Annotated in this window: 17 protein-coding genes; 11 read left to right on the top strand and 6 right to left on the bottom strand. The window is 43.1% G+C overall.

From position 1 onward, the window contains the following. Window positions 1-150: 150 nt before the first annotated feature. Genes BLW16_RS06940 through BLW16_RS06930 form a run of 3 tightly spaced genes read left to right on the top strand, consistent with a single transcriptional unit; the run spans window position 151 to window position 3,439 of the window. Window positions 151-2,364 carry an ATP-binding protein gene (locus tag BLW16_RS06940; RefSeq protein ID WP_090555839.1) on the top strand — a complete coding sequence of 738 codons (2,214 nt, stop codon included), beginning with the start codon at window positions 151-153 and terminating at the stop codon, window positions 2,362-2,364. 8 nt (window positions 2,365-2,372) lie between these two features. Next, a complete protein-coding gene (locus BLW16_RS06935) occupies window positions 2,373-2,789 on the top strand; it encodes a response regulator (RefSeq protein WP_394332009.1) in 417 nt (138 codons plus the stop codon). A 59-nt stretch (window positions 2,790-2,848) separates the two neighbouring features. Beyond that, window positions 2,849-3,439 (top strand): biliverdin-producing heme oxygenase, encoded by a 591-nt coding sequence (locus BLW16_RS06930; protein WP_090555837.1) that lies wholly within the window; start codon window positions 2,849-2,851, stop codon window positions 3,437-3,439. Between the two features lie 70 nt (window positions 3,440-3,509). Here the strand turns inward: BLW16_RS06930 and BLW16_RS06925 are convergent, their stop codons facing one another. The 3 genes from BLW16_RS06925 to BLW16_RS06915 all read right to left on the bottom strand — a co-directional run bounded on the left by BLW16_RS06925 (window position 3,510) and on the right by BLW16_RS06915 (window position 6,156). Next, on the bottom strand, window positions 3,510-4,895 hold the full coding sequence (locus tag BLW16_RS06925; protein WP_090556136.1) for an MBL fold metallo-hydrolase: 1,386 nt from the start codon (window positions 4,893-4,895) through the stop codon (window positions 3,510-3,512). A gap of 139 nt (window positions 4,896-5,034) precedes the next feature. Beyond that, on the bottom strand, window positions 5,035-5,856 hold the full coding sequence (locus tag BLW16_RS06920; RefSeq protein WP_090555836.1) for an SDR family oxidoreductase: 822 nt from the start codon (window positions 5,854-5,856) through the stop codon (window positions 5,035-5,037). Window positions 5,857-5,949: 93 nt separating this feature from the next. Beyond that, on the bottom strand, window positions 5,950-6,156 hold the full coding sequence (locus BLW16_RS06915) for a cold-shock protein (RefSeq protein ID WP_037438206.1): 207 nt from the start codon (window positions 6,154-6,156) through the stop codon (window positions 5,950-5,952). A gap of 152 nt (window positions 6,157-6,308) precedes the next feature. Here BLW16_RS06915 and BLW16_RS06910 point away from each other — a divergent pair, with 152 nt between their 5' ends. Next, the gene (locus BLW16_RS06910) at window positions 6,309-6,536 is read left to right on the top strand and encodes a hypothetical protein (protein WP_139298271.1); all 228 of its coding nucleotides are present in this window, start codon (window positions 6,309-6,311) and stop codon (window positions 6,534-6,536) included. A 143-nt stretch (window positions 6,537-6,679) separates the two neighbouring features. Continuing rightward, a complete protein-coding gene (locus BLW16_RS06905) occupies window positions 6,680-7,153 on the top strand; it encodes a glycine zipper 2TM domain-containing protein (protein ID WP_090555834.1) in 474 nt (157 codons plus the stop codon). A 69-nt stretch (window positions 7,154-7,222) separates the two neighbouring features. On the opposite strand, the gene BLW16_RS06900 is transcribed toward BLW16_RS06905, so the two are convergent. Continuing rightward, complete coding sequence (locus BLW16_RS06900; RefSeq protein ID WP_090555833.1) at window positions 7,223-7,408, bottom strand: hypothetical protein; 186 nt, start codon at window positions 7,406-7,408, stop codon at window positions 7,223-7,225. A 928-nt stretch (window positions 7,409-8,336) separates the two neighbouring features. Here BLW16_RS06900 and BLW16_RS06895 point away from each other — a divergent pair. From BLW16_RS06895 to BLW16_RS06885, 3 genes are all read left to right on the top strand, one after another. Beyond that, a complete protein-coding gene (locus BLW16_RS06895; protein WP_090555832.1) occupies window positions 8,337-13,409 on the top strand; it encodes a PKD-like domain-containing protein in 5,073 nt (1,690 codons plus the stop codon). Between the two features lie 15 nt (window positions 13,410-13,424). Further along, a complete protein-coding gene (locus BLW16_RS06890; protein ID WP_090555831.1) occupies window positions 13,425-14,429 on the top strand; it encodes a PorP/SprF family type IX secretion system membrane protein in 1,005 nt (334 codons plus the stop codon). Between the two features lie 218 nt (window positions 14,430-14,647). Next, window positions 14,648-17,581: a TonB-dependent receptor domain-containing protein gene (locus BLW16_RS06885; protein WP_090555830.1), complete on the top strand. Its 2,934-nt coding sequence runs from the start codon at window positions 14,648-14,650 to the stop codon at window positions 17,579-17,581. 42 nt (window positions 17,582-17,623) lie between these two features. Here the strand turns inward: BLW16_RS06885 and BLW16_RS06880 are convergent, their stop codons facing one another. Then, window positions 17,624-19,072, bottom strand: coding sequence for a serine hydrolase (locus tag BLW16_RS06880; RefSeq protein ID WP_090555829.1), 1,449 nt, complete (start codon window positions 19,070-19,072; stop codon window positions 17,624-17,626). 146 nt (window positions 19,073-19,218) lie between these two features. Here BLW16_RS06880 and BLW16_RS06875 point away from each other — a divergent pair, with 146 nt between their 5' ends. After that, complete coding sequence (locus BLW16_RS06875) at window positions 19,219-20,409, top strand: serine hydrolase domain-containing protein (protein WP_090555828.1); 1,191 nt, start codon at window positions 19,219-19,221, stop codon at window positions 20,407-20,409. An 11-nt stretch (window positions 20,410-20,420) separates the two neighbouring features. On the opposite strand, the gene BLW16_RS06870 is transcribed toward BLW16_RS06875, so the two are convergent. After that, on the bottom strand, window positions 20,421-21,122 hold the full coding sequence (locus BLW16_RS06870) for an arylesterase (protein WP_090555827.1): 702 nt from the start codon (window positions 21,120-21,122) through the stop codon (window positions 20,421-20,423). Window positions 21,123-21,406: 284 nt separating this feature from the next. Between BLW16_RS06870 and BLW16_RS06865 the strand changes: the two genes are divergently transcribed. Beyond that, entirely contained in the window at window positions 21,407-22,096 is a 690-nt protein-coding gene (locus BLW16_RS06865) for an ABC transporter ATP-binding protein (protein WP_090555826.1), read from the top strand. After that, window positions 22,089-24,689, top strand: coding sequence for an ABC transporter permease (locus BLW16_RS06860; protein ID WP_217631527.1), 2,601 nt, complete (start codon window positions 22,089-22,091; stop codon window positions 24,687-24,689). The genes BLW16_RS06865 and BLW16_RS06860 overlap by 8 nt, the downstream gene beginning before the upstream one ends. The last annotated feature ends 47 nt before the right edge of the window (window positions 24,690-24,736 follow it).

The following is a 24,736-nucleotide window of genomic DNA, read 5'->3' as shown; positions in this document are numbered from 1 at the left end:
CGCTAATCAGGAATATGGTACACTCATACTTAATTTTTGTTCAGGTGTTGCTGGATTAACCTTCAACAATTTTTGATAATTTTTAAAACAATAACGCTGATTAATAAATTCTAATAGTTTTGTAACGCGAATTATTTTGCATTAATAACTATGAATTTGAATAACATTGATCTGACCAATTGCGATAGGGAGCCTATCCATATTCCAGGAAGAATACAATCCCATGGATTTGTGCTTGCGGTAGATAGTGCCTCTTTTAACATTACATATGCAAGCGAAAATTGTATAAATTTTGTTCCTCTTGAGGCTAAAGCTTTGTTAGGTACCTCCATCGGGCAATTTGAACAGATGGCAGGGCTATCCGAAAAAAACGGGGCGTTGTTACAGCTAATTCATCTCGGGAATGCAAAAAAGAATTACGAGGCGATCAATCCTTATCCGGTTAAGATTAATGGTGCTGATTATTATCTGATCATATCGGTATCTACGGATTCCTGTATGCTTGAATTTGAGCCCGTAACTTTAGAATACGATATACAAAACCAGGTGGGCAAGTCGATTTCAGAAATTCTGAAAGGTAAAACTCTGAGGTCGATGTTACATAATACCGCTGAGGAAATAAAGGAGATCATTAATTATGACCGCGTGATGATCTACAGATTTCTGGAAGACGGGCATGGAGAGGTCATTGCAGAGGTGAAGAACGAAGACCTGGAACCATTTTTCGGACTGCATTATCCTGCTTCCGATATTCCCAGGCAGGCCAGGGAGCTGTATAAATTGAATTATACCAGGATCATTGCTGATGTGAATGCTGACAGTTCACCGATCCTTACTTATGAACAGGGTAAACCTCTTGATCTTACGCACTCGGCGCTCAGGGCGGTCTCCCCAATACATATACAGTATCTTAAAAACATGGGCGTAGAGTCCAGTTTCAGTATTTCGCTGATGGCTCAGGGAGAATTATGGGGCTTGGTTGCCTGTCATAATTATAGCCCTAAATTTATAGATTACAGGGCACGGGAAGGAGTTAAACTGATCGGCAAGATTGTTTCATCAGCTTTAGCGTACAAGGAAGATGAAGAACTGGAGCAGCAGTCGAACACTAACGAGTTGGCCATCAACCGGATTGGTCTTCACCTCACAAAAGACGAAGACCTGCTTTTTGCCCTGACTGGCCAGGAATATACGATAAAAGACATTATAGGGGCTACGGGCGCAGCAGTATTATTTGACAGCGAGATCTCGACGGTAGGTGAGACACCCGATGAGGCACAAATAAGGGAGCTGGTGGATTGGCTGATGATCACCATGGAGGATGCTGTTTATTATACCCATCGTTTGCCAGAGGTATTTCATCCGGCTAAAGAATATAAAAAAAATGCCAGCGGGATCATTTCAGCGATGATCTCAAAGGAAATGAATGAAATCATTATTTGGTTCAGGCCCGAAAAGATCACTTCTGTGAATTGGGCCGGAAATCCTGAGAAGCCTGTAGTAACTGCTGAAAACGGACTGCTGAATCTTTCTCCGAGAAATTCATTCAAGATCTTTTCCCAGCTGGTGGAGAATACCGCATTGAAATGGACCCGGTCTGAAGTTTCCAATGTGATGAAGTTAAGAGATAAGATCATCAATGCGATTACGAAGAAGGCTGGCGAGATCAGGATCTTAAATGAACGGCTGCGGCGTGCGTATGAAGAACTGGACACCTTTAGCTACACGATTTCCCATGATCTGCGTACACCGCTTACTTCAATTAAGAGTTATACCGAATTGGTAATCGCATCAAATAAATCATTAGATGAGCAGGGAAAACTGTTATTGGGAAGGGTGGTGGCCGGAGCTGATAAAATGAACTTCCTGATCAACGAGATTCTAAAGCTTGCAAGGGTAGGCAGGGCCGACATGGAATTTGTGAGTTTAGATATGGACCGGATCGTCAGGGAAAGTGCTGCTGAAGTTATTTCTTCTATGAATGCAGGTCATGTATTGCTGACCTTCGGCGAACTTCCTTCAATAAAGGGTGCTGAGCTTCTTGTGAGTCAGGTTTTTACAAATTTAATCGGGAACGCCGTAAAATACAGTGTTGGTTCAGCACATCCATTGGTACATATAGAAGGAGTAAGGGAAGGGGACGAAATTATTTATAAGGTGGAGGATAATGGTATTGGAATAGACATCAGTCATCACGATAAGGTATTTGAACTTTTTAAAAGGATGGAAAACGTTAAAGATATCCAGGGGACAGGCGTGGGCCTGGCGATAGTGAAACGTATAGTGGAAAAGCACAACGCCAGGGTTTGGTTTGAGAGCGAACTGAAAGTTGGCACAATTTTTTACGTAGCCTTCAGAAAATAATTATGCAAGTGTCTCCGGATATATTTTACATAGAAGATGATAAGGATTTTGCATTCATTATGCAATACGCTGTAAAAGAAGTTAGTGATGACCTGACGGTAAGTATAGTTGAGGATGGAAATTCTGCCATTGCAATGTTACATCGCTATGCCGAGGAGAAACACAGGCCAAAACTTATTTTACTGGATTTAAATTTACCCGGGATATCTGGTTTGGACGTACTGAAACGTATCAAAGAAATTCCGTATTTTAAATACGTGCCTGTAATACTTTTTTCTACCTCAGATGATTTGAATGATGTAAAAACATCACTGGAAATTGGTGCAAATGCATTTCTCACCAAACCGAACGGATATCACAACCTGATCATCTGTGTACAATCGCTCTATGATTTCTGGTTTAACCAGAACAGAAACATCGCTTGATTTTACCGCATAATTATTACCTTTACATTGTCTACAACGTCACCGCTTAATATGCTCTTATGCTTCAGGAAAAATTAAAGTCCGCTACAAGTGCCCATCACGATGAATTGGAAGAACTCATGTACGTTCATGAGATCATGAATAAAACTTTAACCCTTGAACAATACAAAACGCTGCTGGCTACAAATTATATTATACATTCAGCAGTAGAATCAAAACTTCACGATGCCCTGGATGGGGAAATCAGGGATAGTCTTGATATTGACAGCAGGAATAAGCTCAATGCATTGGAAATGGACCTGGCGGAAATGAATATGGAGAAAAAAATTCTTGATGCCATTGCTTTCGAATTTGACCTTAAAGATCATCGTAATGCTGCCTCTTTAGGTGCTATGTACGTACTGGAAGGGGCTACGCTCGGTGGCAGTGTTATACAAAAGAAACTTCGGGCAAATTCGGCATTTGCCAATCTAAGCTTAAACTATTACAACGTTTATGCACAAAACCTGATACCTAACTGGCAGACCTTTGTTAAGGTGCTGAATACGAGTGTACCTGAAACTGATCACCAGCTGGCTGAAGAAAGTGCTGTGGACATGTTCCAGGATATTGCCAGAGTGTCAAAAGCCGTTAAAACAGTCCTTTCCTGAAATCTGCCGGATACACCCGCTGTACCGGATTAACCCTGGTCAGTATATTTTATTGGGGTTCGGTACTTCGTTATAAATCAAACACTTCTCCCTTTTCGGGAATGCTTACCTCATATCCGGCTTCATTAATTGCACGGGCCAGGCTTTCCTGACTTTTAGCTTCGCCATGCACAAGGAATACTTTTTTAAGGGTGCCGGGATCCTGCTGTGTTACGTTTGCCAGAAGATCATCATGGTCGCCATGTCCGCTGAGCAGGTCTGTTTGTTTTATCGTAGCAAAAACCATCAGGTCACGGTGGCGTAACCGGACGATAGGATCTCCGCGCAGCAGACGGTTTCCGAGTGTTCCCTTTGCACAATAACCTATAAATAAGATGGTACAATAATAATTTTGGATATTATAGTACAAGTGGTCCTGTATACGGCCACCTTCCAGCATACCGGCTGAAGAGATAATGATACAGGGTTCATGGTAATTGGATATAGAGATGCTTTCTCTTTTATCCTGTACATAAGAGAGTTCCTCAAACTCAAACTCATCGCCTTTGCGCCTGTAGAAATCCTGCGATTCCTCATTGAGCAGGTGATGGTACTTACGGTAAACATCAGTGGCAAAACTTGCCAGCGGGCTGTCTACAAATATTTTTACCGGGGGGAGCAGACCTTCGCTGAAGATCTTATTGAGAGAATAAACCACGGCCTGTGTTCTGCCGATACTAAATGCGGGAATGATCAGCCGTCCCGGGAATTTAACGCAGGTCTCATTGATAGTATCTACCAGCTTCTGTTCCAGCGTAGTATCTTTACTATGCACTCTCCCGCCATATGTAGACTCAGAGACCAGGTAATCTACCGGAGGAAGGGCCTGCGGGTCTACCAGCACAGGATAATTCTTACGGCCGATGTCGCCGGTAAAAGCAATTTTCTTTTCCTGCCCCTTATCCAGGAGGGTCAGCACCACCGCTGCTGCGCCTAGTAAATGTCCTACAGGAATAAACTTCAGGGAAACATTGGGGTTGAGGCTGAATTCTTTGTCGAACGAGATCGTTACAAAACGTTCAACAGTGTCCATTACATGTTTATGGAGATAAAGTGGTTTTGGGCCTGATCCGGCTCTTTTACCTTTAGATCTCCTATTTTGTTTGCTCAGAAATATGTTTACGGAGTCCATTAACAATAACTCGGTGAGGTCTGCGGTAGGAGGCGTACAAAGGATCTGACCTGCAAAACCCATCCTAACCAGTGTAGGTAAATTTCCGGAGTGGTCAACATGTGCATGAGTTAAAATCACGACGTCGATTGTGGAAGGTTCAAAGGGGAAATACTGGTTTTCTTCCTGATAAGTATCCTTTTCGTAGTCCAGCCCGCAGTCAATCAGTATATTATAATCTTCCGACTGAAGCAGGTGCATACTTCCTGTAACCTGTTTCGCCGCGCCCCATATCGTTAATTTCATCTGTCTGTATGTTATTTCTCTGAAAGCTTCTTTAAAACTGCTTCCATTCAAGTAAATAGGAGTTAAAAGATTAGCAATATATCATTTTTAAAGCTAACGACGGGTAATTCCGTAAATTGATTTAGTATAGATTTCTATTTTATTGGATGACAATACTATTTAGTTTGACTACGAAATCATAGTTCAGGATTTTGGGTATCGTTATGCTGTTTACCTGTTTCCAGTTCAGTAGCTCATCTTTAAAATGAGGGCGCTCCAGACCTGATTTTACGCTGGCTTCTGTATAAAATGCAGAGCGGCCAGGATGTTGTGGCGAGCAGGCATTATAGGTATAGCCGAAGGCTCGATTTTGAAGGATGCTGAGGGTAATTCCGGTACAGTCTGAGAGGTGGATGAGGTTAACAGGTGCATTTCCGTTTGGGATGTCTGATTTACCGGCAAAAAATCTTCCCGGATCCCGGTTAGGGCCAATGAGGCCACCAAACCTGATGATTGTTGTCATAAAACCCGGTGTATCTTTTAATAAAAGCTCTGCAGATAGGATTGCTTTCCCTGAGTCAGTATCAGGCTGTGGGACCATATTTTCATCTACCTGTCCATTGATGTCGCCATAAACAGATGTTGAACTGATAAATATCAGCTGCGATACTTTACTTGTGGATGCTGCATCGGCAATCTTTGTGATTTTTGAGAGGAAGGTATGCTGCTCAGCAGAACTTCTTTTTGGAGGAATGCAAACGATCAGTATTGGGCAGCTGAAAAATCCGACATCAAAACTTTCAGCCTCCTGCTGGAAATTGACCAGGTAAGGAATAATTCCGGATTCTTTTAATACGATTTGTTTTTCTGGTGTAGTGGTTGATCCTTTTACTGTATAACCGTTCTCTATTAGTTTTTTGGCCATTGCTAAACCGTACCATCCGCAGCCAAGGATACTGATCTCTTTTTCTGAAGTGTCCATTTATGATGCTGGCTTTGTTAAAATATTAAATATAAATGCATAAAAAAGGGGTAATGCGATGCATACCCCTTTTAATATTTTGACGAATTAATCTTAAAGAACAGTTACATTAGAAGCCTCAGGGCCTTTTTTACCGTCATTCAATTCGAATTCCACATTATCACCTTCATTCAGTTCTCTGAATGAATCACCTGCAATTGCAGAGAAATGTACGAAAATATCTTTTCCTCCATCTTCTGGAGTTATAAAACCAAACCCTTTTGCAGAATTAAACCATTTAACTTTTCCTGTTGTACGCATATTATTATTATAAATTTCGCTGTGAAAATAATCAATTGGATATTAATATCCAAAATCTTAATTGCTTATTCTTCCTTGAGGAGTATATTTTAGCAAACCAAGCCATCCTTTTTTTGTTGTAATCATCATCAAGGAATGTCTTTATGTCAAATATGCAGCAAAAAGTAGGCGGTAATCCGGAAAAAAAAGAGCAAAAGAAAAGATATGATTCAGAAGAAAATGATAATCTGGGATTAGATGCCGATCATTCTTCAGATGATTCACGCTATAACGTCAATCTGGACAACGATAATGACCGGATCTCACACAATCCTGACGGAGAAGATGACGATCATGATACGGCTGAAGAACGGGGACATTCGCCGCTGATGGATAAATAGGAAGCGTCTTTTCTTACATAACAATGGGTTTTTATATAATAAGTTTTATGGAGCCGGATTGTTTCTTGAAATTGTAACAATCTTGGCATCATTTTAGTAAATGCCTGTATAGAATTTAATTCTCTAACTAAAAAAGATACACGATGAAAAAGTTAATAGCAGTATTTGGGATTGTCCTGGCAATGTCGGCATGTTCTAATGCTAAAAAAGAAGAGGCTATCAGACAAGCCGCTATAAAAGCTACAAGAGACAGTATGAGAGTAGATAGCTTCAAAAAAGCAGAAGTAGCTCAAAAAGAGCTTGCTGTGAAAGAGGCAAAAGAAGCGGAAGAAAAAAGGGTATTAATGTTATCTGAAGCAAGAGCTGCTGAAAATGCTCCTGCGGCCAGAATGGCGGGTACAGGATCTGAAACCACTACTACAACAACAACCAAAAAGAAAAAAGGATGGAGCAGCGCAGCACTTGGAACAGTTATTGGCGCTGGTGCGGGTGGATTAGGCGGAGCCTTGATTGATAAGAAGAAAGGTAGGGGAGCAGTTATTGGCGGAGTAGCCGGTGCTGGTGCAGGGTACCTTATCGGAAGAGGACAAGACAAAAAATCAGGCAGAGCTCAATAGAGCTTCCTGTATTATAGGATATTTTCATAAAGAAAAAGCCTGGTTCGTAAGAATCAGGCTTTTTTTGTTTTATTTCTTTTCCGGGGGTGTTGATACGATCTCACCGAATTCATTTACGTATGCCATCATACTTTCCAGGTCGCCGCCTGATGAATTTTGTTGACGTTCTTGTTTACGTTGCTCTTTATCTTCTTTTTTCTTCTGCCTGTTTTTCTCTAATTGCTTTTTCATGAAGGTTGCCTGAGACTTAGCCATAAATTTCCTTGGTTTAGTTAAAAAATAACTCTTCTCTGATGCTACTTGTTAAGGCGATCCTAAATAGGGTAAGGATCCATCTAGCCTGAATAAAACTTAAATCCCGGGCACCAACGGTAGGGGCCAGGAGAAATTGAATCTAATCAATGGATTGATTAGCAAGTAAGTATTGAGAGAATAGTGTGTTTGTATTCCGTTCTGTGCAAATATACAAAAAATAATCTATTTATGAGTGGATTTGTCAATGTAAATCTTATATGCAGACTGGCGTTTTTACTCGGGAATTGGGCACTACCATTAACAATATGCACTAATGTTCGATATTTCATGATAGTGTTATTCATTTATTGAAAACAGTATCAAATAATTATAATTTTTAAATTTACATATTACATTATTTGGAAACAAAAATTAATATTTTTGTGTTGTTATTGGTTTTTTAAGTGTTGAATAACAATATAAACTACCATTTATGTAGATTAATTTCTTTGTGCAATTGTATTCCCGTATTGTGTATAAAGTATACGTTATCTATTTGTTAAGTATTACATGAATTATACTGTAATAAAGTAAATTAATAATTTCAAAGTTACATTTGTAAATTGTTGGATTTTTAAAATGCATTTTATATTCTTTTTAAGGACGTTTTTAAAACTTTAGAAAAAATAAATTTGTCTTATATCGTGTTAAAACACGATTTTCGACACAAAAATTATTAAAAACAAAAAATCAACGTTATTTATTTTGATTTGCTATATAATTGTTGGTATTTTTGAGAGTAAAAAGAACAATTAACTTATTTGAAAATGTTGTTTTCAGTTCCAGTCTGCCCCAGGGTGATGCATTTTATTCGATTTCGTTTACTTCTTTGTAACTGATTTATTTACAATGAACAAAACGCTGTGACTACCCGTATTTCCGCGCTTATATGAAAATACCTCTCCTTTTTAATTTATTAAGGTTTGGTTGGTTTATGCACTATTCTGAGGGGCATAAATTGAATGGTGCTTTTTTAAAAAAGAAATTTAACAACAGGCTATCACCGCTCGTGTTTCTCCTTCTTTTTTTTAGTCCTTTTTTTGTTTTTGCGCAGTTTCCATATAATGAGTCCTTTAAAAATGCGACGGCGGATAATGTTGTGTTTGGCGGGGACCCAAAAGCCTATTTAACTGCAGGGCCAACTCCTATGGGAATTGTTGATCCTCAATCAGATCCTATAGGAGCCGGATATCTAAGACTTACCAATAGGGAAGGAAGTCAGAAGGGATATGTTTATTCAAATGATGTATTCCTGGGCACTTACGGACTCAATATTGAATTTGAATATTTTACCTATGGAGGGAATGGTGCCGACGGGCTTTGCTTTTTTCTGTTTGATGCTTCGGTCACAGACCGTAATTTTTCGATTGGTGGTTTTGGTGGTTCATTAGGGTATTCGCAGATCAGCGGTAATGTAAAGGGCGTGAGCAAAGGATATTTAGGAATAGGTATTGATGAGTACGGGAATTTCTCTGATAACAGAGAGAGCCGGCAGGGCGGACCCGGGCGTGCTGCAAATAGTGTAACCCTCAGAGGGGCGGGTAATGGATTTGAAACTGACGGTGAGAATTACAAGTTTCTGGCCACTGTACAAACCTTCAATGATAATCGTGAAGGATTCGAGATTGCAGGAGGTTTGAGAGGGGCTGCCTCTCCAGATTCAAGATATCGTAAGGCTTTTATCAGCCTTGTTCCCAGAGTTGGCGGGGGATTGATCATCAACCTGAGTATTCAGCATGGAAATACAGTAACTCCGGTTATTACCGCGTATGAGTATGATAAGCCTGTACCTGTCAGCGGTTTAAAGTATGGTATTTCTTCTTCCACGGGCGGAAGTAATAATTATCACGAGATCAGGGGACTGAGCCTGGTGGTTGACCCGACTAAATTGAATAAGCCTCAGGCTGTAAATGATGATAAGTCTATTTGCCAGGGCAATTCAACGGTGATTGATATCCTCAGTAATGATTCCAGACCAAATTCAGGCGGGGCCATTAACCTGGAAAATGTGGATATTGATCTTTCAATTCCGGGAGTTCAACAGGAATTAACCGTTCCTAATGTGGGAACCTATACGTTTTCTCAGTCAACAGGAAAACTGACGTTTGTTCCCCTTGCTACTTTTACCACCAATTATTCCATCAGGTATAACTATATGGATGTTTATGGTGCCAAATCAACAAATGGTACGGTGAAGGTAACTGTAGTTCAGCCTAAAATTACTGCACAACCTCCGGGTGCTGTGATTTGTGAAGGTGGCACATTTATATCCTCGGCCGAGGTTATTGGGGAAGGAGCCACCTTTCAATGGATGTATCGTATGCCGAATGGCAGCTGGCAGAACGTAGTTGATGGAAATGGAATATCTGGTGCTACTACAAAGGTCCTTACTATTGCTAATGTGCCTGCCGCCTCAAATGGTAACGAGTACATGCTTAAAGTGACGTCAGTTACCGCCGCTTGTGATGTTTATTCCGTAGTGGCTCCGCTTAAAGTAAATCCTTTGCCGACGGCTACGGTGACAGGTGGAACGGCAGTTTGTGTGAACAACACGCCTGTCGTGGTTACTTTTACAGGAGCGAATGGTATGGCGCCGTATACATTCAGCTATATGATTAATGATGTAGCCCAGCCAGCTATTAGCACCACAGGTGCGAACACGACTGTACTGTTGAATCAACCGGCAGCTATAGCAGGGACGTTTACCTATAAGCTGTTGAGTGTTAAGGATGCAAGTTCAACTGCCTGTTTGAACGCTCAGACGGGCACAACCACTGTGCAGGTAAATCCAATTGCATCCGTAAATCCACTTGCTGATGTGTCGGTTTGCAATAATCAAATGATTACTGCCGTCACTTTTACCGGCAATATCTCAACCAACACTTATCACTGGGAGAACAGTTTGCCTTCAATTGGCCTTGCGCCTTCAGGTGACGGAAATATTTCAGCCTTCCGGGCAATCAATACTTCTGATGTTCCTGTGACTGGAATGATTACAGTAACCCCAACATCGGCCAGCGGCTGCATCGGCGCCCCTGAAGTATTCACCATTAAAGTAAACCCAACAGCAAAAGTAAACACGTCGGATAATCAGGAGCTGTGTAATAACATGAGTACCAATCCTGTTGCCTTTACCGGCAATTTCGCTACCAATACTTATCACTGGGAAAACAGCCTGCCGTCAATTGGCCTGGCCCCTTCAGGTGACGGAAATATTGCAGCCTTCCGGGCAATCAATACTTCTGATGTTCCTGTGACTTCAACGATCACAGTAATCCCGACATCGGCGAGCGGCTGCATCGGCACCCCTGAAGTATTCACTATTAAAGTAAACCCAACAGCAAAAGTAAACAGGCCGGATAATCAGGAGCTGTGTAATAATATGAGTACAAACCCTATTGCCTTTACCGGCAATATCGCTACAAACACATATCACTGGAGGAATAGTTTGCCATCAATTGGCCTGGCACCTTCAGGTGACGGAAATATTGCAGCCTTTCGGGCAATCAATACTTCTGATGTTCCTGTTACTGCAATGATCACAGTAATTCCAACCTCTGCCAGCGGTTGCATAGGCACACCAGAAATCTTCATGATCAAGGTAAATCCAACAGCAAAAGTAAACAGGCCGGATAATCAGCAGCTGTGTAATAACATGAGAACAAACCCTATTGCCTTTACTGGTAATATCTCTATCAATACTTATCACTGGACAAACAACCATCCGGAGATTGGACTTCCGCGGTCCGGAACAGGCAACATTGGCAGTTTCAACGCAAGAAATACGGGCAGCTTGTCAATTGTTGCAACGATAACTGTGACTCCTGTTACCCTATCAGGATGTACAGGAACACCTCAGAGTTTCACAATAACTGTTAAACCCGGTGTTTCAATATTACGAACATCTGCTTTGCGGACCGTTGGCCAGTCTGTGTGTATCAATAACGCTATTGAAAACATCGTTTATACAATCAGCAATGGAACAGGTGCTATCGTATCGAGGCTCCCAAATGGTGTAATGGGGACATATTTAAACGGTGTGTTTACTCTTAGCGGCAGACCAACAGTATCGGGGATATTTAATTATACCGTAACTACCCGGGGTGGCTGTTCATCAGCAAGCCTTTCCGGAACAATCACTGTCAATCCTAATACTACAGTGCAGTTAACATCGGCCGCTCCCACAGCACATCAAACTGTTTGCATAAATAGTGATCTCAGAAATATCACTTACCAGGCGGCAAATGCAACGCGGCTTACTGCAACCGGACTGCCAAATGGTGTTTCCGGAACCTATTCAAAAGGTGTGTTCACCATTTCCGGCACTCCTGCGGCTTTAGGAACCTTCAACTATCTCGTTACTGCAACAGGCAGTTGTGCAACTGTACAACTATCCGGAACAATCACTGTCAATCCAAAACCTGCCGGTTATAATGATGTGATAAACCTGAGCTGCGGTAATACTGCTATCAATTATAACTTACAGGCTAACGTAAACAATATCGTCAAAGGAGGTAATGCTATTCCCGCAAGCTTCACATGGACCGCGGCTCCAAATAGTAACGTCATTGGTATCAGCAATGGTTCCGGAACCAGGATCAACACTACGCTTTACAACTTAAGCAATACTACCCGGCAAGTCGTTTATACCATAACTCCGACAGCTATCTCAGGAAACTGCCCGGGAAGAACATTTACGGTTACAGTAACTGTTCCCGCATGCAATGGTTTAGCCATTACCAAAACTGCTGATGTGAATGTAGTCAGAAAAGCAGGAGATGCAGTACGATACACGATAACTGTGAAAAACACAACTACAGCAAACCAGACAAGGGTGAAAGTTACAGATCCTTTCCTTGGAGGTGTATTGGCTGGTCCCGCCTCAGGAGATAACGGAAACGGAATATTGGAGGCCAATGAGTCATGGGTATACTCAGGTGTTTACCGCGTCACTCAATCAGATATTGATGGTTTTGGAAAACCAACTTCCGGAACGGGCAGGATCATCAATACGGCTACGGTAAATTCGGCGGAACATCCGCAATTGCTGTCAGCGACTGCAGCGGTAAATATTGTCACTGCAGGAGAGATCAGGCTGGTAAAAACAGGAGTGCTGAGCAATGATTTTGCTACGATCACCTATACTTTTAAAATTACAAATACCGGAAAAGTACGATTGAGCAACCTGAATTTAGTGGATGCCAAAATAAGGGAACGAATCAATCTGAGTCCTGCAGTGCTCGAAGCCGGTGCATCGGTTACCGCCACGTCAATCTATACCGTTACTGATGCTGAAAAGCGCGATGGGAAGGTGTTGAACACAGCAACGATAACAGGAATAACACCTTCAGGCGGTACCGTTAGCGATATCTCCGGTACGAAATCTAACAATGATGATCCGACGGTTCACATTATAGATGATGCGCCACAGGCTTTAAACGATCATGCAGATACTAAAATAAATCAGCCCGTTACAATTGACCTCACCAGCAACGACCTGCCATCACATCATGGTTTGGATAAGGGAAGTGTCCTGATCACCCGCTTCCCAACCCACGGACAGCTGCAGGTAAATGCAAACGGGACCGTCATTTATACACCTAACAGGGACTACCCGGGGCCGGATGACTTTATCTATACTGTAAAAGATCTGAAAGGCAATGTGAGTAACACAGCATTGGTGAATATCACCGTAAAACCAACCGACCTATTTATTCCCAATACGTTTACCCCCAATGGAGATGGCAAGAACGACACTTTTAAAATTATTGGAAGGGAAAGTTTCGACAGTATCAACCTGCTGGTTTTTAACCGCTGGGGGAACGAAGTTTACCGCAAAATGAACTACCTGGATGAATGGGACGGATCGGGATTGAGCGAGGGAACCTACTACTACATCATCACATTGAAAAAAAGCGCAAATGAGGTGACAAAAAAAGGATGGATCTTACTGAAAAGATAACGAAAAGAAGATAGAATGAAATTTTATATTAAAATGTTGTTGTTTACCAGCTTAATCGGTTTTTCTGCCGGAAGGAGCAGCGCGCAGCAAAACATTCAATTTTCTCAGTATATATTTAATACACTCAGCGTAAATCCGGCATATGCCGGATACAAAGAAGAGTGGTTTGCACAAACGGCTTTGCGTAATCAATGGGTTGGTATTTCTGGCGCCCCTCAAACAGCACAGATTTCAATAGATGGGATCTTAGATCCACAGACTACTAAACATGGAGTAGGCTTTCAGATTACTTCAGATAAACTGGGTGCACAGTCTTCAACTTCTGCTACGGCTAATTACGCTTTTCGTTTGCAGTTGGATGCTGCCGATACCAGAAGGTTAAGTTTTGGCCTTGGTGTAGGTGTTGCACAATACAGTTTAAATGGAAATGAACTTACTACTGTTGATGGCGAAGATCAGTCGGTTCCTTTGGGTACTGCAAGTAATCTTACCCCGGATTTCAGGTTCGGGATCTTCTATACCACACCATACTGGTATGCGGGTATTTCTGCGCTCGACCTGCTGTCTAATACCAAATCTGCGGATGATTACAGAAGGAATACTACGCTGGACGATAATATCGTGCGGACCCGGCACCTGTATTTCGTAGCCGGATCACTCGTTAACGTTTCGCCTGGTCTGAGGATCAGACCAAGTATGATGATCAGGGAAGACTTTAAAGGCCCTACAAATGCTGATTTTAATATCATGGGTATTTTCAGCGACAGGATATGGCTCGGTGGCGGATACCGTACCAGCCTGAAAGTTTTTAAGAAGGAATACCAGAATACCGATGTAAGCAGCCAGGCCGCATTAGTAGGCATTGCGCAGTTTTATGTGAATGAACGCTTCAGAATAGGTTATTCCTATGATTTTGCTACCTCAAAGCTAAGTGGTTATCAAAGTGGATCACATGAAATCACAGTGGGCATTGCGTTTGGAAAAGCCCCGAAGGCATCCATTTGTCCCAGAGTATTTTAAGATTATTCCTGAGTATACTAAAATAAATTTTGTAATTCGGTTAAGTTAATATATTTTTGTCTATCAAATCTATAGATAATATGTTAAACACGTGCTCAACAGGTATATCATTTTTCAACCGCCAGCAATATTCCGTTGCTGATATATGCTGTTGTTGCGCTTCGTATTTCTAAATATATCCGCTTTCAATCATCAAAATCCACCCATAATCCATTTTAATGAAATCACTTTACCCAATACGTGTCGCTGCGCTTATATTTTTTACCCTGCTGTTGAGCTTACAGTCCCTGCATGCCCAGGAAAACCAGCTGATTGAGGTTACCGGGATCGTTAATGATCAGGAAACAAAAACACCGTTAGCCGGTGTAAGTGTTACCATTAAAGGAACCATTGCCGGTACCACGACTGATCAGGCCGGTAAGTTTAAACTGCGCTCCAAACTAAAATTCCCTTTTAAACTTGTATTTACAAGTATTGGATTTAAAACACAGGAATTTGATGTGAAGGAAACCGGTCTGCAATTAAATATAGAACTGGTTACCCAAACGATCATCGGCAATGAAGTAGTGATCACAGCATCCCGCGTGCCTGAGAGCATTCTGAAATCTCCGGTTGCAATTGAGAAACTGGATATACGGGCCCTTCGTGAATCTCCTGCTCCCAGCTTTTATGATGCATTGGAAAATGTAAAAGGAGTTCAGATGACTACTGCGAGTCTTACTTTTAAGATTCCCAATACCAGGGGATTTAATATTCCCAGCAATTACAGGTTCGTTCAGCTGGTAGATGGTATTGATATGCAAGCCGCAACCTTAGGTGTGCCTCTTGGAAATGCAATAGGGCCAACCGAACTGGATATTGCCAGTGTGGAAATTACGCCAGGCGCTGCCTCAGCACTTTATGGAATGAATGCGATCAACGGGATGTCCAATCTGATTACAAAAAGCCCTTTTTTATATCAGGGACTGAGTTTTTATCAAAAAGGAGGACTTAACCACCTTGGCGGCACGGGGCGCGATGCAAGCAACCTGACGGAAACGGCTATACGTTATGCCAAAGCTTTTAATGACCGTTTCGCTTTTAAAGTAAACCTGAGTTACCTGAAGGGAACAGACTGGCTGTCTGATACGAGAACGGATCAGAACCCCAACAACTTAAAAACTGCCAATCCTTCGTTTCCTTCTCTGAATGGCGCAAACAATGTGGCCTTTGATGGCTGGAATAAATACGGTGATGACGTCCTTGCCGGAAGTAATACTGTTTCTGTTTCAGGATTGAGCATCGATGGAAAAGCAAATCAAACGCTGAACGTTGCCAGAACAGGTTACTGGGAAAAGGATCTGGTAAAGCCCAATGTAGACAACCTGAAATTTGATGTAGGATTGAATTACCGCTTTGGAAAATTTGCTGAGCTCTCTTACACCTATAGGGTCGGAAAAATGGATGGGGTGTTTCAGCGAGGAAATAAGATCCAGCTGGACAACGTGGTGATCCAAAATCATAAACTGGAACTCAAAGGAAGTAACTTCCTGATCCGCGCAAATATGTCGCTCGAAAATTCAGGCGACTCCTATAATGTAAAGCCCCTGGCTGATAATCTGGACCTGGCAAGCGGAGGGAGCGGAACGGTATGGGGTGCAAAATATAAAACTGCACTGAATTCATATGCTTCTACAAATGGAGGTACACTTACTAGCGCCAACCTTGCTGCCGCTACGGCTTATGCAAGACAACAGGCCGATGCAGGAAGGGTAGAACCCGGAACACAGGCATTTGAAACACTGAAAAATACGATCATCGGAATCAATAACTGGGATATCAAGTCTGCTACCATTCCTGATGCCCCTGTTACAGGTGGAGCCGCTTTGGTTCAAAAAAGCAGCACTTACAATTTTGAAGGACAATGGGACCTTTCCAAGGCAGTGAAATATTTTGACCTGCTTGTTGGGGGTGATACACGTATCTACCAGATCATTCCTGATGGAAATAGCTTTGTAGACTTTAGCCGTCCTATTGCAGACCGCAATAAGGAACTGCCGGACGGAACCTACGGCAAGAATATCTATTATAAAAAATTCGGTGGTTTTGCACAGATCACCAAAACATTCTTTGATGAGAAGCTGAAACTTTTTGCTTCTTCACGTGTAGATTACAATCCTTATTTCGATCCTAAACTTACGCCAAGGATTGCTGCGGTGTTCTCTCCTGACAGTCACAATAATTTTAGGGTCACCTATCAGCAGGGATATCGTTTTCCGGGTCTGTTCGAAGCCTTGTCTTACGTGAACAATGGCCGTGTGAAAAGAGTAGGCAGTCTTTCTTTTATCAACGAAGGCCTCGGTTACCTGGATAACAGTTATACCCGCGCTTCGGGAGTTGTATTCAATTCTGCAGTTAATGCTGCTGTGGCAGCAGGTGCTGATAGAAATGCAGCTGCCCTGGCTAACCGCGACCTGCTGGTAAAAGCAGATCTGCCAAAGGCAACTCCGGAAAAGATCAATTCATTTGAAGTAGGTTACAAAACTGTTTTACTGGAAAATACACTTTCCATCGATGTTGATGCCTACACAAATACATATACAGGCTTTTTGGGCCAGGTGCAGGTAGATGTGCCCAAAGGCGCAACCGTGGGCTCTGATGCAGCGGTGCTGAATATGCTGGATGCAAACAGGGATGCCGGACAAGACCGATACAGGGTGTATACAAATGCCAAAAACAAATACACCAACTATGGTTCCGCCCTGGGCGTTACCTACAATTTTTATCAGAAGTATACTGTTGCAGGAAATGTGAGTTACAATAGGATCAAATCGAATACTGAAGATGATATTTTTGTAACAGGGTTCAATACCCCGGATTTTGCAACCAACCTGACCATCGGAAACAGGGAGATAGTAAAAAACCTGGGCTTCAGCGTTGTTTATAAATGGCAGAACTCTTTCTTATGGGAGAGCCCGCTGGTAACAGGAACAGTAAACGCTATCAATACCTTCGATGCGCAGGTTTCTTACAGGATGCCGGCTTCAAATGCAACGATTAAGATCGGCGGAACAAATATCTTTAACAAAACATTCATTCAATATGCCGGCGGACCAACAATCGGAGCACTGGTTTATGCAGCAGTAACTTTTGAAGGCCTCTTAGCAAAATAGAAAGGCTGGTAAAGAATGCCTGTCGACCAGCAACCTGATCAGTTATTTGACTGCTTTAACTGCCTGGTTCTTGATCAAAAAAGACAGTAACCCGAGCGCGGTGTCATCGACATCAGCGCTCGAGTTGCTTAATATCACTATACCAATTTTCTTATCCTTTAAATATCCGCACCAGGTTCTGAATCCTCCGGATCCGCCATTGTGCCATATATTGATATTTCCTTTAAAGGGTTCTAACGTCCATGCCAGCCCCCTTCCAAAATCAGTCTGACGGTCAGTTTCTTTATGGCTCAGGGAAAAATCAGGATTGAGATTGTTCATGTTTGTTTTCAGGTAAATGAGCATGTCCTGCATATTTGACTTCAGTCCTCCGGCAGCCTTATACGCCCCAAATTGCCAGTAGGGGATAGCTTTCCCATCTTCCTCTGAATAACCAGTTGCAAGCAGGTTTTTCTCGCTTTCCGGTACATCAAAATTAGTACTGCCCATTTTTAAAGGCCCGGTAATGGTTTGTTTAAGCAGTTCTTCCAGCGGCTTTTGATACACATTTTCAATTATGGTTCCAAGCACAGCAAAACCCAGGTTGGAGTACTGTGATCTTGACCCGGCAGTGGTATCGGGTCTGAAGTCCTTTAAATACTGGTAGATCATATCTTTGGAGTAACGCAGATAGGGGTTTGACTCATCATATCCGGGAACCTTAATGAAATCAACCGGCAGGATAGGCAGTCCTGAAGTATGGTTGGCCAGGTTCACGATCCTGATCGGCTCGACGCCGAACTGCAGATGGGGATATTCTCCCGGGAGATATTTCCTGATATCATCATTCAGCGCAATCTTCTTTTCATTGACCGCATGTGCAAGCAATATTGCAGTAAAGGTTTTGGTGATTGACGCGATCTCGTACAGGGATTTGTCGTCGGGCAAAGTGTTCGTCTCTTTCTTCGTTTCGCCGTAGTAGTACGTTTCTGTCGTATTACCGTTGATAATGCCAAAGCTCAGGCCGCTGTTATTTGGGTCTTTAAGATACTTTAAAGCAAGGGTATCCAGGTACAATTGAAGTTTGGTCTGCCTTGGGTTGGTTGTTTTTATTGATGCCGGATTTTTTGGATGAGGGATATCTTTTTCCTTTTTTACGGGGAACCACTCACTATAGGTAATGTGAAGATCATTTGCTACAGCAATTTGTAAAGCCATTTTTCCGCGTTCAAAATTCACGAGGTAATTGGCATTGGTTTTTACTTCATCAACGTATTTCCAGGAGGTGATCCTGCCCAGATGCTGAAGGATATTGACCTTGTAGAACTGAACGATATCTTCATGGGTAACTATCGCTTGTGCCTGTGGGCTGAACTGGTCATAAATTGCGTCATACAAACCGGTGTTATAGTTATCGGCCAGCAGGGCAACAGCTTTTTCGGTCGCTGCACGTTGCTGGGCAAAAGAACCGAAGCAAGTAAAGAATAAAATAGAAAATAGTAGTCTGGTCATTTTTAATCCGTATTAACTGTTGTAGTTCTTGTCAAGTTTTTAAAGGTAGCAATAAATTTAGTCCTGTTCTATTAACAAAGTTTAACATCTCCTGTAACTAAATAATTAGGGAAGAGTCTTATCTTCAACTTACCAAAACATTTGATATGAAAGGGAATTTCATTTTTGCTGTAACATTACTATCGCTTTTAAATGTTTCCGTTAAATCATCGGCCCAACGTATTACACGGATTGACGGAACTAAGATCAGTGCAGATTCATTAAATCACTATCTCCCGGAGCTCATGCGGAAAGCAAAGGTACCCGGACTGGCCATCGCCATCTTTAACCAGGACCACATCGTTTATAAAAAGACATTCGGATATAGTAATGCCACAAAAAAAACACTGCTGAGACCAACTACAAATATTTACGGGGCTTCGTTAAGTAAATCTGTTTTTGCAGTTCTTGTCATGAAACTGGTTGAACAGGGAAAGCTTGATCTGGACAAGCCATTGCAGGAATACCTGCCGGAACCCATCTATGATTATATGCATTTGAAAAGGTGGCATGATGACTATAGCAGCCTGAAGCAGGATACGCTGTATAAAAAGATCACTGCCAGAATGTGCCTTGACCATACTTCTGGTTTTCCCAACTGGAGATGGGACCTGCCAGATCAGAAACTAAGGGTGGTACACACACCCGGTAAGAGATATAGCTATTCAGGTGAAGGAATGGTCTACCTTCAGGTAGTTTTGGAGAAGATGACCGGTAAGTCCCTGGAGCAACTGGCAGATGAAATAGTTTTTGGCCCTCTGCAGATGAAATCCACAGCCTATACTTTTCTCCCTTCCTATGAAAAGGATTATGCCTGGGGGCACAATACCAAAGGCGAACTTTATGAAAAGGATAAGGACAATGAGGCCAGGTCACCCAGTACCATGGAAACTACGCTGGACGATCTTTCGATATTCATAGCCGGTATGCTGCAACACAAAATTATCAGCAAACAAAGCATGGATAAAATGTTCAGCCCCCAGATCCGTCTGCATTCTGTGGTGCAGATGGGACCTAGGTCCCTGCGTGATACCGACGCCTATGACGGCATCCAGCTGAGTTATGGTCTTGGATTTGGCTTACTGAAATCACCCTTTGGCTGGGGAGCATTTAAGGAAGGCCATGGTGATGGTTTTCAGCACTACATGATCCTTTTCCCAAAACAGAGAACTGCCATACTGATCATGACCAACAGCGATAACGGGGAAAGTATGTTTAAAGAATTACTGGAGCTCAGTATTGCAGATAAATATACGCCCTGGAAATGGCAGCAATATATTCCATATACAAATCAATAGTTCCAGAGGTGCTAAAGTTGCGGCTGCAGCACCTCCCATACATTTTGTGCTAATATTTTATGTCCCTGCTGCGTAGGGTGCAGCCCGTCCTCCTGGATCAGTTTCGGCACGCCACCCACACCTTTCAATAAAAAGGGTATGAAGGCCATCTGGTTCTTTTTTGCCAGTGCAGGAAACAGTTCCCTGAATGGAACGGTGTACTTTTCTCCCATGCTTGGCGGCATCTGCATACCTGCAAGCACAAGTTTGGCGTCTGGATATTTCTTTTTCACTTTGTCGATGATCGCCTGCAGGTTCACTTCCGTTTCCTTCACAGGGATACCCCTCAGCCCGTCGTTGGCTCCGAGTTCCAAAACGAAAACATCCACCGCCTGGCGCAACAGCCAGTCAATACGGCTTTTGCCATCAGCAGAAGTTTCCCCGCTCAGCCCTGCATTAATGATCTTGTAAGGTAAATGAAGTGAATCCACCCTATGCTGGATCAGTGCAGGAAAAGCCTGGTCAGGATCTACGCCCAGGCCTGCAGTAAGGCTTGTTCCGAAGAAGAGAATATTCTTTGCAGTGCTCTTTTTTGCGGCTGTGTTTGCTGTCGTGGCAGTGGTATCTGCTGTTTTTTTGTCTGATGCGGCTTTTTCATTATTGCTGCAACCGGAAATTACGGCAGCAAAAAGCGTGAAGGCGATATAATAGAACAGTAATTTGATTGATCTCATTCGGTGAATTGTCTTTGATATACTTAAAACAGCAAAATACGGATATAGTTTCAGCAATACAGCGCTTGACAGATAATTTAATCTGTACGGGCAACATCAAATCCGGGGATTACAGCGATAAAACTCAGGATATATCAACAGGCAATCAGGCGTTAAGGCCTCCCGGTTTTATAATTATAAAGTAACTTAATTGTGCCCTCCAAACAATTCAATGGTTTTAGCATTATATTTAACGTAACAAACGGTTCTTATTCAGGTCAAACATCAATATAACCTCCCGTATCTTGGAAACCATTTTAAATATCAAAGAAGTCAGCAAACATTATCAAAGTGCCGGCTCATCACTCACTATACTTGACCGGATTAACTTTTCCATCCAGAAAGGCTCAACCGTTGCCATCACCGGTCCCTCCGGCAGTGGAAAAACTACATTATTAGGCCTTTGTGCCGGTTTGGACCGCACCAGTGACGGCTCGGTGGAATTGAACGGTATTTCACTTGACCAGCTGTCTGAAGACCAGCGGGCTGCAGTAAGAAACCGCTACGTAGGCTTCATCTTTCAAAATTTCCAGTTGCTGCCTACGCTTACGGCATTGGAGAATATTATGGTTCCCCTGGAGCTGAGAGGAGAGAAGAACATCCGCCCAAGGGCACTGGAACTGCTTGATAAAGTAGGTTTGTCCGCCCGTGCCGACCACTATCCGGTACAGCTTTCCGGTGGTGAGCAGCAACGGATCTCACTGGCAAGGGCCTTTTCAAATACGCCTGCCATTTTATTTGCCGATGAACCTACAGGAAACCTTGATGGTGAAACCAGCGAGAAAGTAATCAAGCTGTTATTCGATTTAAATAAAGAAGCCGGAACTACGCTGATCATCGTTACGCATGATCTGGAACTTGCCGGGCGCACAGACAGGATCATCCGGTTAAAAGGTGGTGTGATTATAGGTGATGAACGGAAAATATATGCCTGAGCAAAATAACCAGTCCTTCCAAAACTCAGCTCCGGTATCATGGTTGTTCAAGATGGCCTGGAGGGACAGCCGTAAAAACCGGTCCCGTTTATTCCTTTTTACATCGTCAATCATATTAGGGATTGCGGCACTGGTAGCCGTCTACTCTTTCAGGGATAACCTGCAGCGTGATATTGACGAGCAGGCAAAAACCCTCACAGGTTCTGATCTGACCATTGACAGCAGAAAGCCTATCAGCAAACCTGTAATGGCTATGCTGGACACGTTGGGTGACGCACGCGCCAGACAATTGGATTTTGCTTCTATGCTTTACTTCCTCAAGGGGCAGGGAAGCCGGCTGGTTCAGGTAAAGGCGCTGGAAGGCAATTATCCGTTTTACGGAGCGCTGGAAACTACGCCTGTGAATGCCGGTAAAGCATTCAGGAATGGCAGAAATGCATTGGTAGACCGTACGGTGATGCTGCAGTTTAAAGCTAAACCCGGCGATTCTATCCGCGTAGGCGCACTGAACTTTGCAATAGCAGGGTATTTAAATAATGCTCCGGGACAGACGGGTTTTTCCGCCACCATATCGCCCATTGTATACATCCCGCTAAAATATCTGCCCGCAACCGGACTCGTACAATTCGGCAGTCGTATCCATTATTCCTATTTTTACCAGTTCAACCAGCCATCGGCCATATCTCCTTTAATCAAAAAGATTCGGCCTGCGCTGGACAAAGAAGGACTGGACCATGAAACTGTGGAGTCAAAAAAACGGAATACCGGGCGTTCCTTCCAGGACCTGAGCCGTTTTCTTGCACTTGCAGGTTTTGTAGCACTGCTGTTGGGCTGTGTTGGGGTAGGCAGTGCTATACATGTCTACGTTAATGAGAAGATCGCCGCAATATCAACCCTTCGCTGTTTAGGTGTAAAAGCCTGGGAGGCATTTTTTATCTACCTCATTCAGATTACCTTTATCGGCCTTGCGGGTGCAATAGCCGGCGCGGTACTGGGTAGCGGTATCCAGTTTTTACTGCCGCTGGTGCTCAAAGATTTTCTGCCGGTGGAATTTACAGTGCAGGTATCCTGGCTGGCCATATTACAGGGGGTAGTGACAGGCCTGGTGATCTCCGTGTTGTTCGCCCTGCCCTCGCTGTTGGCCCTGAGGCTAGTTTCGCCGCTCAATGCCATCAGGTTGTCTTTTGAGCCTGCACAGGCGGAACGGGAACCCCTGAAATGGTTGGTGTACCTAGTTATATTTTTGTTCATCACGGGTTTCAGTTACCTGCAGATGAACAGCTGGATGCAGGCGCTGATCTTCAGTGGCAGCATCCTGGGGGCTATTGCTATATTCTACGGGCTGTCCCTGTTGTTGTTGTGGATGGTCAGAAAGACCCTTCCGGCAGGCCTGGGTTACACATGGCGCCAGGGTTTTTCAAATTTGTACCGTCCGAATAATCAAACACTGATGCTGATTGTCGCTATCGGACTGTCTACTGCACTGATCGCCACGCTGTATTTTGTACAGGGAATACTCATCAGCAAGGTGACGCTTTCTACAGGAAAGTCGCAACCGAACATGGTACTTTTTGATATCCAGAGCAGCCAGGACAAAGCAGTTTCCTCACTGACAAAGCAATATCACCTGCCACTGATGAATCACGTAGCCGTCATTACGATGCGTTTGGAGGAGATCAACGGTAAGAATGCTGCTGAACTGGCACAGGCCGATAGTCTTAAAGGCAGGCCTAAAATTGACGAAAATGAACGGAGGGAATCATCCAGCAGGGCTTTCAAAAGTGAACTGCGTGCTACTTTCCAGGATAAACTAACGGCTGCAGAAACGATCACCAGCGGAAAGTGGACAGGAAAGGTCAATTCACCTTCGGACATTATCTATGTATCACTCGAAGAGGGATATGCGGAGCGGATTAACGTAAAAGTAGGGGATAAGATGCTGTTTAATGTTCAGGGAATGATTATTCCTACGGTTGTCGGCAGCCTGAGAAAGGTCAACTGGGGCAGGATACAGACCAACTTCAGGATCGTATTCCCGCTGGGTGTGTTAGAGGAGGCACCGCAGTTCCATGTGATCATGACCAGGGTACCCGATAACCGAACCTCTGCAAGTTTCCAGGCGCAGGTAGTGCAGAACTATCCCAATATCTCTGTGATTGACCTCGGGCTGGTGCTGCAGGTACTTGATGAGCTTTTAGGGCAGATCAGTTTTGTGATCCGTTTCATGGCTTCTTTCAGTATGGTCACCGGTTGGATTGTATTGGTTTCTGCAGTGAGAAGCAGTAAAAATCAGCGTTTGAGGGAAGTCGTTCTATTGAGAACGATAGGTGCAAAAGGGCGGCAGATACTGTCCATTACTGCAATAGAATATTTATTCCTCGGGTTGTTCTCCGCTGCTGCTGGAATGATCATTGCTGTTGCCGGGAGCTGGGCACTGGCTGTGTATAGTTTTGAGGCGGTCTTTCTGATGCCAGTGATACCAGTACTGCTGATTTTTGTTTCGGTGACGCTGATTGTAGTATTTACAGGAATGCTGAGCAGTACAAGTGTACTTCGCCGCTCTCCCTTAGAAGTCTTACGGAAAGATACTTAGCCATAAATGTCACATATATAAAGGTAAAATGTAACATAATTTGAAAA

The sequence above is a fragment of the Pedobacter hartonius genome (assembly GCF_900107535.1).
Taxonomy (GTDB): Bacteria; Bacteroidota; Bacteroidia; order Sphingobacteriales; family Sphingobacteriaceae; genus Pedobacter; species Pedobacter hartonius.
Note: the sequence above shows the minus strand (reverse complement) of the source record. Positions and strands in the feature narration are given on the sequence as shown.